This is a genomic window from Microbacterium sp. NPDC058062, assembly GCF_042885375.1.
GTDB lineage: Bacteria > Actinomycetota > Actinomycetes > Actinomycetales > Microbacteriaceae > Microbacterium > Microbacterium trichothecenolyticum_C.
Genome location: NZ_JBHVSC010000002.1, coordinates 752,652 through 765,365 on the forward strand (window position 1 = coordinate 752,652; position 12,714 = coordinate 765,365).

Below are 12,714 nucleotides of genomic sequence, written 5' to 3' on the forward strand. Positions count from 1 at the left end.
GGGCTCCGCGGGGGGTGCGGGGCCTCGTATGAGATGACGAAGACGCTATCGCCGCCTGCCTGCACCGGGATGCCTCTACCGCTCGCGCCTCGAGAGCGGTAGATTACGCGTTCGCACTCAGATCGGGCAAGCGTTTTCCGGTGATCTGGGCCACAATGGGACCGTGACCGACCTCACCCTCCGCCTCGACCAGACCGACCTGACCGTCACCGCTGCCGGCGTCGACATCGCGCGCTACGCGTTCGATCCCGGCGGCGAGATCTCCGAGGGCCCCAAGCCCTTCCTCCACCCGCTGCGCGCGCTGGATGGCGCACTGCTCACCGGGTTCCGCCCGTGGGACCACCGGTGGCACAAGGGCCTCCAGATGACCTGGACCCACGTGTCGGGCCAGAACTTCTGGGGCGGGAACACGTTCCGCCCCGAGCACGGCGACTACGCGCTTCTCGACAACGTCGGCACCATCCGCCACGACGGCTTCACGACGGTGGCCGACTCCGGGCCCGAGGTCTCCTTCACCGAGGAGCTCACGTGGATCACGCAGGGCGGCGACGAATGGCTCGCCGAGACCCGCACGCACCGCTTCCACGGCCTCGACACCGACCGCGGCCTCTGGATGCTCGACTTCTCGACGACGCTGCGCAACGTGTCCGGACGCGAGCTCGAACTCGGCAGCCCGACGACCGAGGGGCGCCCTGGCGCCGGCTACACCGGCTTCATGATCCGGATGCCTCGTGCCTGGACCGGCGGCCGCGTGCTGGCCGGCGGCTTTCCCGACGACGTCGGCGACGACGGAGTGATGGGCCAGATCGCGCCGTGGGTGGCATTCTCGGGCGAGCATGACGACGTGGACGGCGGCGCCACCGTGCTCGCGTTCGCGGGCACCTCGACCGGAGCGCCGTCGATCCGCTGGTTCGTCCGCAGCGAGCCGATCCCGGTGATGGCGCCGTCGCCCTCCTTCGACGAGTACGTCGTGCTGGCCCCGGGCGCCGAGCTGTCGCTCGCGCATCGCCACGTCTTCGGCGACCGCGTGTGGACTCCGGCCGAGACGCGGGCTCTGGCGGAGGAACTCGCGCCGTAGTCGAGCGGGACTACGTTCCCTGCTCCTCGTCTCATCCCTCCGACAGGTCAACCGGGCTTCTCCAGGAGCACGTGCGCCGACACGTCCCTGCAGAAGCCCGGTTGACCTGTTGGGAACGGGCGGCGGCGGCGGGCAAGCCCGCGGGGTGGGATGCCGCAACCTCAGCCCGCGGTGACCTCCAGCTCGGTCCGCACAGGAAGGTCCCAGGCCGAAGGGCCCGCGGCCACTGCGTAGGTCCCGGGTTGCACGCGCAGCGCGCCCTCGTGGAGCCAGTCGTCGACGGCACCGGGCAGGCGCACCGCGTCGTCCCAGACAGCGAGGCGCGCGGGCGAGAACGACAGCTCGACGTCGCGGGACTCTCCGGGCGCGAGCCGCACACGGCGGTACGCCACGAACACGCGGCGCGGCGCCGGCAGCGGAAGCCCCGCCGGAGGCAGCGCGTAGAGCTGCACGAGCTCCTCGGCGTCGCGGTCCCCGGTGTTGCGCACCCGCACGACCGCGTCCACGACGGACTCGTCGGCACGCGGCGCGAAGCCGGCGTGCCGATGGGTCGGCGCAGGTGCGGGGGTCGCAGCATCCCGAATCGAAATCGACTCGTACGCGACCGTCGTGTAGGTGAGTCCGTGCCCGAACGCGAACGTCGGCTCGTCGGGCTGATGGCGGTAGGTCGCACCCTGGCGGAGCGTGTCGTAGTCGAACAGGTCGCCCGCCTGCGCCTCGGTGGCGGGCCAGCTCTGCGAGAGGCGGCCCGACGGCTCGACGTCGCCCGAGAGCACATCGATCACGCCGTGACCGAGCTCCTGGCCGCCGTGGCTCGACCACACGACGGTCTCGGCCTCGACACCCGCGAGCACATAGGGGTAGCTCGACACGATCGTGAGCACCGCCCGCGGGTTCGCCTCGCGCGCGGCGCGCCACACCTCGGCCCAGGCGGCGGGCAGCCGCAGGTGCGGGCGGTCCTCCGTCTCGCGGCCGTTGAGGTGGGGGTCGTTGCCGACCGCGACGACGACGGCGTCGGCACGCGCGGCCGCCTCGGCCACCGCGGCCGCGCCCGATCGCACGACGCGCACACCGAACCGCTCGGCGGCCTCGAGCGTGACCGCCTCCGCGGCGAGCAGCCCCGAATCGCGGAACACCCGCAGCCACCGGCCCGAGCCGAGGTGCAGCAGCGACCACGTGCCGTCGGCGTGGATGTGCTTGCGGAAGCTCTCTTGCACGACCCATTCGCCCACGCGCGTCGCGTCCGCGCGCATCGGCCACTTCGCGCCGGTGAGCAGCAGACCGCTCGCGTGGGAGCGGAGGGTGAGGATGCCGTCGCCCCAGTCCGTCACGTCGAACAGCGCGTCGTCGGCCGCGGCGTCGCCGGCCGCCTCGACCGCCGAGCCGTCGGCGTTCGCCACGACATAGCGGCCGTTCGACGAGGCCCGGAACGCGAGAGTGTCGGCGCCGGTCACGACCTCGGCCTCGCCGAAGCGCTCGGCGGCGGCGGCGCCGATCCCGACCGCGTACGGCGGGGTGCCCGCGTACCAGTCCGTGAGCACGAGGTCGGCGAGCGGGCCGACGACAGCGACCCGTGACGCCCGGGAGAGCGGCAGCACGCCGGCGTCGTTCCGCAGCACGACGACCGAGCGCGCCACCGCCTCCCGAGCGAGTTCACGGGACCCGGGTGCGTCGATGGCGTCGACGCCGATCCCCGCGTACGGGTCGGCGTCGCCGTCGAACTCGCCGGTGCGGATGCGGAGCTCGAGCAGCCGCAGCACGGCCTGGTCGACGTCGGCCGTGGTGAGCAGGCCCGCGGCGAGCGCCTCCGTCACGTAGCCGATGGTGGGCGCCGCGTTCGCGTCGTTATCGGTGAACGAGTCGAGGCCCGAGGTCACGAGGGCAGCGGCGGCGTGCACGTGGTCGGGCTGGGTGCGCTGGGTGGTGACGAGGAAGGTCGGGGCGCCGGCATCCGACACCACCGCGATCGATTCGTCCGACCACGACCGGGCCTCCGCGACGAGCTCGGGCTGCGTGTGCGCAGGGACGCCGTTCACGCGGTTGTAGGCGAGCATGATGCCGCCCGCGACGCCCTCCTCGATCGCGCCGCGGAAGGCGGGCAGCTCCTCCTCATGGAGGGTGCGCAGCGACATCTCGGACGAGGTCACCGAGCGATCGGTCTCGTTGTTGTAAGCGAGGAAGTGCTTGAGCGCAGGCACCGTGCGCCAGACGCGCGGGTGGTCGCCGCGCAGTCCGCGGGAGTACGCCGTGCCCATCACCGCGGTGATGAGCGGGTCTTCGGAGTAGCCCTCCTCGTTGCGCCCCCAGCCCGGGTGGCGCAGCGTGTTGACGACCGGCGCCCACACGTTGAGGCTGACCATCGGGTTCTCGGCGCGCTTCGCGCGCACCTCGACCGCGGCGACCTCGCCCACCCGCTCGACGAGGTCGGTGTCCCACGTCGCGGCGAGTCCCACGGACTGCGGGAACACCGTCGCACGCCCGAGCCATGCGACGCCGTGCAGCGCCTCGCATCCTGTGTGCCACGCCGACACCCCGAGCCGCTCGACCGCGGGCGCGGCCTGGTGCAGCATCGCGATGCGCTCGTCGGGTGTCAGCCGGTCGAGCAGGTCGCGAGCGCGCGCCGCGAGGGGCTGGTCGGCCTGCCGGAACACCGGCTGGCCGGGCGCCTGGTCTTCGCCGACCGCGGTGGTCGCAGCATCCGTGGCGATGTCGGTCATCGTGCGGTCTCCTCGATCTCGATACGGATCTCTCCGGATGCTGCGGCGCGGGCGATCCGGTCGCCCACCTGCAGTGCCCACGGGGCGTGCGCGTCGTCCGTCGACGCGATGATCGCCGAGCCCTCGCGGCGGACGCGGAACGTCGTCGCCCCGACGCCGTCGATGGATCCCTTGGTGTCGTGGCCGGGGACCCGCGTCTCGCGGTCGTAGCCGTCGGGCAGCTCGAAGCACCGGAGCGTGACGCCGTCGGACCAGTCGTAGTCGGGGCGGGTGTCGTCGGCGCCGAACGGCAGCACCGTGCCCGGACGCACGCGCAGCGGCACCGAGTCGTAACCGTGGGTCTCCACGACCCACCGACGCCCGTCGACCACCGAGCCGTCGAGGAGCGAGGTCCACTCCCCCTCCGGCACGTAGTACTCGACACTGCCGTCGGCGGTGAAGACCGGCGCGACCAGCAGCGCATCGCCCAGCATGTACTGGGTGTCGGCGTCGAAGCCCGAGCGGTCGCCGGGGAACTCCAGCGCCATCGGGCGCATCATCGGCGTGCCGCAGCGATGGGCCTGCTCGGCGGCGCCCGCGAGGTACGGCATGAGACGCATCTTGAGCTTCGTGAACGAGCGGGCGATGTCGACCGCCTCGTCGTCGAACGCCCACGGCACCCGCACCGACGACGAGCCGTGCAGCCGCGAGTGCGACGACAGCAGGCCGAACGCGAGCCAGCGCTTGAACAGGCCCGGGTCGGGCGTGCCCTCGAACCCGCCGATGTCGTGGCTCCAGTAGCCGAAGCCCGACATCGCGAGCGACAGGCCGCCGCGCAGCGACTCGGCCATCGACAGGAACGTCGAGTCGTTGTCGCCGCCCCAGTGCACGGGGAACTGTTGCGAGCCCGCGGTCGCGGAACGCGCGAACACGACAGCGTCGCCGACGCCGTGGTGCCGTTCGAGCGCGCGGAACACGACCTCGTTGTAGAGCTTCGCGTAGTAGTTGTGCATGCGGTGCGGGTCGGAGCCGTCGTGCCACACGACGCCTTCGACGGGGATCCGCTCGCCGAAGTCCGTCTTGAAGGCGTCGACGCCCTGATCGAGCAGACCCTGCAGCTTCGCGACGTACCAGTCCGCGGCATCCGGGTTCGTGAAGTCGACGAGGCCCATGCCCGCCTGCCACATGTCCCACTGCCACACGCTGCCGTCGGTGCGCTTCAGCAGGTACCCGTTGTCGGCCGCTTCGCGGAACAGCGCCGAGCGCTGCGCGATGTACGGGTTGATCCAGAGCGACACGTGCACGTCGCGCTCGTGCATGCGGGCGATCTGCCCGACCGGGTCGTGGAACGCGCGGGAGTCCCACTCGAAGTCGCTCCACTGGTACTCGCGCATCCAGAAGCAGTCGTAGTGGAACACCGAGAGCGGGATGTCGCGCTCGGCCATGCCGTCGACGAAGGCGCTCACGGTGTCTTCGTCGTAGCTGGCGGTGAACGACGTCGTGAGCCACAGTCCGAACGACCACGCGGGCACGCGCGCCGGCCGGCCGGTGAGCGCCGTGTAGCGGCGCAGCACGTCCTTCGGCTCGGGGCCGGCGATGACGTAGTAGTCGAGGGACTCGCCGCCCACCGAGAACTGCACGCGCGAGTTGACCTCGCTGCCGACCTCGAACGACACGTTCTCGGGGTGGTCGACGAACACGCCGTAGCCGCGCGAGGTGAGGTAGAACGGCACGTTCTTGTACGCCTGCTCGCTGGAGGTTCCGCCGTCGGCGTTCCACGTGTCGACGACCTGGCCGTTCTTGACGAACGCGCCGAAGCGCTCGCCGAGGCCGTAGACGCGCTCGCCCGGCTCGATGCTCAGCTGCTGGTGCACCCACGTGGGCTTCGTGCCCCCGGCGGCCGTGCCGGCGGTGCCGGCCGTGCCCGCGGTGGCGGCGGTGCCGTTCTTGCCCGTCGTATCGGTGTAGTGGCCGATCGACCGCGGCAGGGAGCTCGTGAGCACGCGCCCATCGGCCTCGTGGAAGTCGACGCGCCACTGGCCCGCCGTGCGCACGACGCGCACCCTCAGGGGGCCGGCGTCGAGGACGCCTTCATTCTCGTCGACCGTGATCGTCGGCCGGAAGCCCTCCGCGCCGAAGATCTCGAAGTCGGGCCCACGGTGCACGGCGCCCGCGTGACGCTCGACGCGCACCTTGACGACGCCCGGCGCGGGTGCCGAGAACGTCACGGTGAGCATCGCGCGGTTGAGGGTGTCGCCCCGGTCGCGGATCGCGGCGGTCGGTGCGTACACGGTCATCGTGCCCGCCGCCTCGTCGACGCGGATGTCGTCGACCTCGACCGCGTACAGCGGGGCGAGGCCGGGCCTGGTCAGCCAGTAGCCATCGGTGAACTTCACTCTGCGTGCCTTTCGATGAGCACCATGGCGGCGCCGGGGGCCAGCGTCAGCTGACCTTCGACGTCCGCGTCCGACAGGAGGTCGTGGCGCGGGCCGGGCAGCGTGATGCTCCGGGACCCTTCGCCGTGGTTGAGGAGGAAGAGGGACGCGCCGCGCTGGACCGCCTCGACGCCGTCGGGCAGCACGCGGTCGGGCAGGACGCCCGAGACACCGGCAGCGTCGAGCGCGTCGTCGAGCACCGCGGCGAGCGCGTCGTCCGAGACGACGGCGCCGAGGTACCAGGCGGTGCCGGCGCCGGCGCGGTGGCGGGTGATGGCGGGTGCGCCTTCGAGGTGCCCGGTGCCGAAGCGGGCGAGCACCTCGGCCCCCTCGGCACGGAGGCGCTCACCGAGATCGGATGCCTCGACCGCCGCGGGCGCGGTCGCCCAGGCCCTCTCCACGACAACGGGGGTGGGTGCGTCGGGAAGACCGACCCACTCCTCGCCGCTGACGCCGAGCAGGTCGCGCAGCAGCACCGGCGATCGACCGGTGAGGATGCCGGCGTTGGCGTCGGCGACCCCCGAGAACGGGCCCACCACGAGGCTCGCACCACGCTCGACCGCCGCGCGGAGGGTGGCGGCAGCATCCGTCTCCACGATGTACGTGTGCGGCACCAGCACCGCGGCGTAGGCCGACAGGTCGGCGCCCGGACGCACCAGGTCGACGGCGATGCCGCGGCGCCACAGCGCGCGGTGCCACCGCTGCACCTGCTCGAGGGTGTCGAGCCGCTCCGTCGGGCGTCCCGGTTCGTCGGCGGCCCAGCGCGACGGCCAGTCGAAGACGAGGGCGACGGATGCCTCGACCCGCCCGCCGACGACGGACCGCAGCCGGCGCAGATCGGCGCCCAGCGCACAGGTCGTCTCGAACACCTCGGTGTCGGCACCGGCGTGCGGCAGCATCGCGGAGTGGAAGCGCTCCGCGCCGGTGCGGGCCTGACGCCACTGGAAGAAGCAGATCGCGTCGGCCCCCCGGGCGACGGCCTGCAGCGAGTCGACGCGCGCGCGCTCGCGGCTCTTGGGCAGGTTGTGCGGGCGCCACGAGGTCGCGCTCACCGCCTGCTCCATGAGCACCCAGGGCCGACCTTCCCCGAGCGAGCGCATGAGGTCCTGCACGAGCGCGATGTCGGACGACGCGGTCGCGGAGCCGTGGTCGGGGTACTCGTCGTCGGCGACCACGTCGACGTCACCGGCCCACTCCCACAGGTCGGTGAGCGGCTCGAAGCCCATGAAGTTCGTCGTGATCGGCTGCGTGGCGCCCGTCGCGCGGATCGCGTCGCGCTGCTCGGTGAACACGCGCTGCAGCGCCCACGACGTGTACCGGCGGAAGTCGAGCGACTGCGCGGGGTTCACGAGGTAGGGCATGCGCCGCGGCGGCAGGATCTCGTCGAAGTCGCGATAGCCCTGCGCCCAGACGAGCGTGCCCCACGCCGCGTTGAGCGCGTCGATCGAGCCGTAGCGCCCGCGCAGCCACAGCCGGAACTCGCGCGCCGCCTCGTCGCCGAAGTCGATCTGCCCGAACTCGTTGCCGACGTGCCACATGCGCACGGCCGGGTGGGTGGCGTAGCGCTCGGCGAGGGCGGTCGCGATCGCCAGAGCGTGCTCGCGGTAGACGCGCGAGGCCGGGGTGAACTGGTTGCGCGATCCGGCCGCGAGACGCACGCCGTCGGGGTTCACCGGGAGCGTCTCAGGGTGGAGGATGCCGAGCCATGGCGGCGGCGACGCCGTCGGCGTCGCGAGGTCCACGGCGATGCCGTGCGCGTCGAGCAGCTCGAGCACCTCGTCGAGCCACGCGAAGTCGTACTCGCCCGGCGACGGCTCGAGTCGCGCCCAGCTGAACACGCCGACCGTCACCAGGTTGACGCCGGCGCGCACCATGAGCTCGGCGTCCTCCTGCCAGACCTCGCGGGGCCACTGCTCGGGGTTGTAGTCCCCGCCGAAGCAGATGCCGAGGTCGCGGGTGATCTCGGAGAACGCGTCGATGCGGCGCGGATCGGGCGTGGTGGCCATGGAGCGGGGAACCTCTTCGCTGAGTTTCGATCGGACGGTCACGGAATTGTCGGCGAGAAGAGCGTCGAACTTTCGAAGCGCTTCAACACTGAGACGGTATACTACGAGGGTGACGATGTCCACGCGCCGCGATGGAGCGGTCCCGCCGCCGCCCGACTCGGTCCCTGAGCGTGCCGAAGGGCTCCACGCGCTGCGCGCCTCCACCCCCGCCTCGCGGTGGCTCGAGGCCTACCCGGTGGGCAACGGCGTGCGCGGCGCGATGTGCGCGGGGCTCGCCGGCGGCGACCGGCTGTGGCTGAACGACATCACGGCATGGTCCGGGTACGCCGGCGCCGACCCGCTGGACGGCGTCGCGGATCGCGGCCCCGAGGCACTCGCGGCCGTGCGCGCGGCGATCGACTCCGACGACCTCGACACCGCGGAGGCGCTCCTGCAGCGCATGCAGGCGCCATGGGTGCAGGCCTACCTCCCGCTCGGCTGGATCGAGCTGACAGTGGAAGCGGACGTCGTCGCCCCGGCGTCCTCGACCGCACCTTACGCGCGGCGCCTCGACCTCTCGACCGGCGCCGCCACCCACGAGTACGCGATCGACGGCGTCGACGTGCGGCACCGCACCTGGGCGGACCTCGTCACCGGCGCCGTCATGCACGAGATCACCGCGGACGAGCCCGTGCGCGTGCGTCTCGAGGTGGGCTCGCTCCTGCGGCCCCGCTCGGCCCCGCGCTCGGCGGGCGGCGATCTCGCCACAGAGTGGTGGCTCCCGGTCGACGTCGCCCCTGGCCACGAGGACCCCGCCGAGCCCATCCGCTACGACGAGGACCACGGCCGGCACGGCGCGATCGTCGTCCAGGCCCGCGGCGCCTCCGAGGTCGTCGACGGCGTGCTCGTGAGCGCTGCCGCGACGACCCACCTCTTCGCGATCGCCACCGCCACCGCACCCGCACTCCCCGGCGACCCGGCCGATGCCCGCGACGCCCTCGGGCACGCGGCGGCGCTGCTGCGCGGCATCCGCGGGTCGTTCGATGTCCACGCGACGGCGACGGAGCTCTTCGAGGCCCACGCCGCGGCGCACGGCGAGCTCTATGCGCGGTGCGCGCTCGAACTGCCGACGCCGGCCGACGTCGAGACACTCGACACCGTCGATCGCGTGGGCCGGGCACAAGAGGTCGACGACCCGGCTCTCGCAGCCCTCATGTTCCACTACGGGCGGTACCTGCTCATCGCGTCGTCGCAGCCCGGCGGGCTGCCGGTCACGCTGCAGGGGCTGTGGAACGCCGAGCTTCCGGGCCCGTGGTCGAGCGCGTACACCCTCAACATCAACACCCAGATGGCGTACTGGCCGGCTGAGACGACCGACCTCGCCGAGTGCCATGAGCCCCTGCTGCGGTTCACACGGCGCCTCTCCGAGACGACCGGCCCCTCGGTCGCCCGCGAGCTCTACGGCGCGGACGGCTGGGTCGCGCACCACAACTCGGACGCCTGGGCCTTCGTGGCCCCGGTCGGCGCCGGCCACGGCGACCCGGCGTGGGCGAACTGGTCGCTCGGCGGGGTGTGGCTCGCACTGCACCTGTGGGAGCACTACTCGTTCGGCGGCGACCGCGCCTACCTGCGGAACGAGGCCTGGCCGGTGCTCGCGTCGGCCGCGGCCTTCGCGCTGTCGTGGATCCAGACCGACGGCGCGCGCGCGTGGACGAGCCCGTCGACCTCGCCCGAGAACCACTACCTCGACGCCGAGGGGCGCGAGCGCGGCGTCGCGGTGTCGGCCACGATGGATGTCGCGCTACTGCGCGAGCTGGCCGCGGTCTGCCGCGCTGCCGCGGCAGTGCTCGACGCAGACGACCCGTGGATCGCGGAGCTGACCACGCTCACGGATGCCCTCCCCGACCCGCAGGTGTCGGCACGGGGCGACCTGCTCGAGTGGGACCGCGAGCGCGTCGAGGCCGAGCCGGATCACCGCCACCTCTCGCACCTGATGGGGCTGTTCCCTCTGGCGCAGATCACCCCGGACGCGACGCCCGGGCTCGCGCGCGCAGCATCCGAGTCCATCCGCCTGCGCGGTCCGGAGTCGACCGGCTGGGCGCTCGCCTGGCGCGCCGCGATGCAGGCTCGCCTGCGCAACGGCGCGGCCGTGCACGCGCAGCTGCGGATGGCGCTGCGGCCCGCGGAGGAGACCACCGACGCTCATCGCGGCGGCCTCTACCCGAACCTCTTCAGCGCGCATCCGCCGTACCAGATCGACGGCAACCTGGGCGTGACGGCGGCCATCGCCGAGGCCCTCGTCCAGTCGTTCGACGAGCCGGCGGCGAGCGCCGAGACGGCGCACATCACGCTTCGACTGCTGCCCGCGCTGCCGCCGGAGTGGCCCGATGGCCGGGTGCGCGGCATCCGTTCCCGCGGCGACGTGTCGGTCGACGTCGAGTGGGCCGGTGGGGAACTCGTGCGGGCGCGGCTTCGCGCGGGGGCGCGAGCAGTCACAATGAGTGTGCACGGGCCGGACGGTTCGATCGGAACATACGAGCTCGCACCCGGAACCACGCGGGTGATCGAACGAGGAGAGCGGGGGATCTCATGGTGACGATCGCGGACGTCGCGCAGAAGGCGGGCGTGTCGATCTCGACGGTGTCGTACGTCATGAGCGGCAAGCGGGCCATCTCGCAGGAGACGCGCGACCGCGTCGAGAAGGCGATCGACAGCCTCGGCTTCAGCCCGCACGCGGGCGCCCGCTCGCTCGCGTCCCGCTCCACGAACGTCATCGGTCTGCAGGCTCCGCTGCGCACCGGCGTCGACGTGCACGTCGTGATGCAGATCGTCACCGGCGTCGTCACCCAGGCGCGCAAGCACGGCTACGACATCCTGCTGCTCGCGAGCGACGACTCGAAGGCGCTCCAGCGTGCGGCGAAGGGCTCGATGGTCGACGCGCTGCTGGTCATGGACGTCGAGTCCGACGACCCGCGCATCGACACGCTGTCGGGGCTGGGGCATCCGAGCGTCCTCATCGGCCTTCCCGAGGGGCGGCGCTCCGTGCCCTGCGTCGACTTCGACTTCGAGGCCGCGGGCTGGCTCGCGGTCGACCGGCTCGTCGCACTCGGCCACAAGCGCATCGCGCTCATCGGCTCGCCGCCCGAGGTGATGTCGCGCCACACCTCGTACGCCGACCGGCTCGCGCGCGGCTTCCTGGCGGCGTGCGAGGCGAACGGCGTGACGGGCACCGTCCACGCGTGCCCGAGCACGTCCGAATCCATCGCCACCGTCGACGGCGTGATGACGGAGGACCCGGGCATCACCGGGTTCTTCGTGCACAACGAGGGCGCGCTCCCCCACGTCGCGACGACGATCGCCCAGCGCGGCCGGCAGCGCGGGGACGAGCCCGCCATCGTGGCACTGTGCCCCGACGACGTGGCGCGCTCGGTGCCCGGTCTCGCCGACAGCATCGCGGTGCCCGCGGAGGCGATCGGCGCAGCGGCGACCGACATGATCTGCGAGATCCTCTCGAGCGGTGCGAAGCCCGCGGTGCGCCTGCTGCCGCCGGCGCTCACCGGAGCACCCACGCCGTGATCGCGACGCACGTATGAGGATCGATCCCGACAGCCGCACACTCGGCGGCTTCTCGACGTTCCTGACGTTCGTCGCGCTCAACCTGCTCTACATCCTCGTGTGCCTGCCGATCGTCACCATCGGCGCGGCCACGAGCGCGCTGTACGAGGTCACCATCCGCTACTCCGACGACGAGAGCGGACGCCCGCTCAAGGACTTCTTCCCCGCGTTCCGGGCGAACTTCGGCCGCGCCACCGTGTTGATGCTGTGCCTGCTCCTGCCCGCCGCGCTGCTCGGATTCTCGAGCGTGTTCTGGTTCGCGTACCCCGCGCTCTTCGCCGGAGTCGCGGGAGTCGTGGCGGTGATCGGCGCCGTGTACCTCTTCGCCGCGTTCCTCTACGCGATGGCCCAGGTGGCGTACCTCACGGGGCCTGTGCGCCAGACCCTCCAGAACTCGCTGCTGCTCCCGGCGGCCGAGCCCGTGCGCACCCTCGGCGTCCTCGTGATCCCGGTGACCGCGGTCGCCCTGACGATCCTGTTCCCCCCGGTCGCGATCCTGATCGCCACCATCGGCTTCTCCGTCGGCGCCTACGCCACGGCCTTCCTCTTCCGCAGCGTCTTCGCGCGCCACGACGCCTGACTGCTCGGGCGCCGGCGGTGGCGGATGCCGCGGCCCGCAGCATCCGTGATCCTCAAACGAGGACGAGAGCCCAGCTGCGGACCGATCACGCCGCCGGGGTCCTCATCTCGGCGCATCCCCTCATCTGGGGACGCGTCGCGGGGGCTCGGTGCCCCTGCGCCACAGCATCCGTGGACCTCGGTTGAGGGCGCGACGCGGGACACGGCGCCACGGCGCCACGGCATCCGCGCCTCACCTGAGGACGCGACGCGGGGACCCGGCGCCACAGCATCCGTGAACCTCAATTGAGGACGAGAGCCCAGCTGCGGACCGCCTCTGACGCTGG

The 12,714-nt window shown here is 72.4% G+C and carries 7 protein-coding genes; 4 read left to right on the plus strand and 3 right to left on the minus strand.

Translation table 11 applies throughout. The annotated features are described in order from the left end of the window. Positions 1-163: 163 nt before the first annotated feature. Positions 164-1,078, plus strand: a complete 915-nt coding sequence (locus ACFVSU_RS08250) for a PmoA family protein (RefSeq protein WP_387140683.1) — start codon at positions 164-166, stop codon at positions 1,076-1,078. A gap of 161 nt (positions 1,079-1,239) precedes the next feature. Here the strand turns inward: ACFVSU_RS08250 and ACFVSU_RS08255 are convergent, their stop codons facing one another. The 3 genes from ACFVSU_RS08255 to ACFVSU_RS08265 are packed head-to-tail and all read right to left on the minus strand — an operon-like array spanning position 1,240 to position 8,215. Then, positions 1,240-3,795 (minus strand): glycoside hydrolase family 3 C-terminal domain-containing protein, encoded by a 2,556-nt coding sequence (locus tag ACFVSU_RS08255; protein WP_387140686.1) that lies wholly within the window; start codon positions 3,793-3,795, stop codon positions 1,240-1,242. Continuing rightward, positions 3,792-6,170: an alpha-xylosidase gene (yicI, locus tag ACFVSU_RS08260; protein WP_387140689.1), complete on the minus strand. Its 2,379-nt coding sequence runs from the start codon at positions 6,168-6,170 to the stop codon at positions 3,792-3,794. The genes ACFVSU_RS08255 and yicI overlap by 4 nt, the downstream gene beginning before the upstream one ends. Beyond that, positions 6,167-8,215 carry a beta-galactosidase gene (locus ACFVSU_RS08265; protein ID WP_387140692.1) on the minus strand — a complete coding sequence of 683 codons (2,049 nt, stop codon included), beginning with the start codon at positions 8,213-8,215 and terminating at the stop codon, positions 6,167-6,169. The genes yicI and ACFVSU_RS08265 overlap by 4 nt, the downstream gene beginning before the upstream one ends. A 115-nt stretch (positions 8,216-8,330) precedes the next feature. Between ACFVSU_RS08265 and ACFVSU_RS08270 the strand changes: the two genes are divergently transcribed. Genes ACFVSU_RS08270 through ACFVSU_RS08280 form a run of 3 tightly spaced genes read left to right on the plus strand, consistent with a single transcriptional unit; the run spans position 8,331 to position 12,389 of the window. Further along, on the plus strand, positions 8,331-10,790 hold the full coding sequence (locus tag ACFVSU_RS08270; protein ID WP_387141304.1) for a glycoside hydrolase N-terminal domain-containing protein: 2,460 nt from the start codon (positions 8,331-8,333) through the stop codon (positions 10,788-10,790). After that, on the plus strand, positions 10,784-11,770 hold the full coding sequence (locus tag ACFVSU_RS08275) for a LacI family DNA-binding transcriptional regulator (RefSeq protein ID WP_387140695.1): 987 nt from the start codon (positions 10,784-10,786) through the stop codon (positions 11,768-11,770). Before ACFVSU_RS08270 ends, ACFVSU_RS08275 begins: the two co-directional genes overlap by 7 nt. A gap of 13 nt (positions 11,771-11,783) precedes the next feature. Continuing rightward, positions 11,784-12,389: a YesL family protein gene (locus tag ACFVSU_RS08280; protein ID WP_387140698.1), complete on the plus strand. Its 606-nt coding sequence runs from the start codon at positions 11,784-11,786 to the stop codon at positions 12,387-12,389. Positions 12,390-12,714 lie beyond the last annotated feature (325 nt).

Bases quoted from the DNA above. Each gene is read 5' to 3' on its own strand.
- ACFVSU_RS08275 (WP_387140695.1), top strand. From the start codon at position 10,784: ATGGTGACGATCGCGGACGTCGCGCAGAAGGCGGGCGTGTCGATCTCG.
- ACFVSU_RS08280 (WP_387140698.1), top strand. From the start codon at position 11,784: ATGAGGATCGATCCCGACAGCCGCACACTCGGCGGCTTCTCGACGTTC.
- ACFVSU_RS08255 (WP_387140686.1), bottom strand. From the start codon at position 3,795: ATGACCGACATCGCCACGGATGCTGCGACCACCGCGGTCGGCGAAGAC.
- ACFVSU_RS08265 (WP_387140692.1), bottom strand. From the start codon at position 8,215: ATGGCCACCACGCCCGATCCGCGCCGCATCGACGCGTTCTCCGAGATC.
- ACFVSU_RS08270 (WP_387141304.1), top strand. From the start codon at position 8,331: ATGTCCACGCGCCGCGATGGAGCGGTCCCGCCGCCGCCCGACTCGGTC.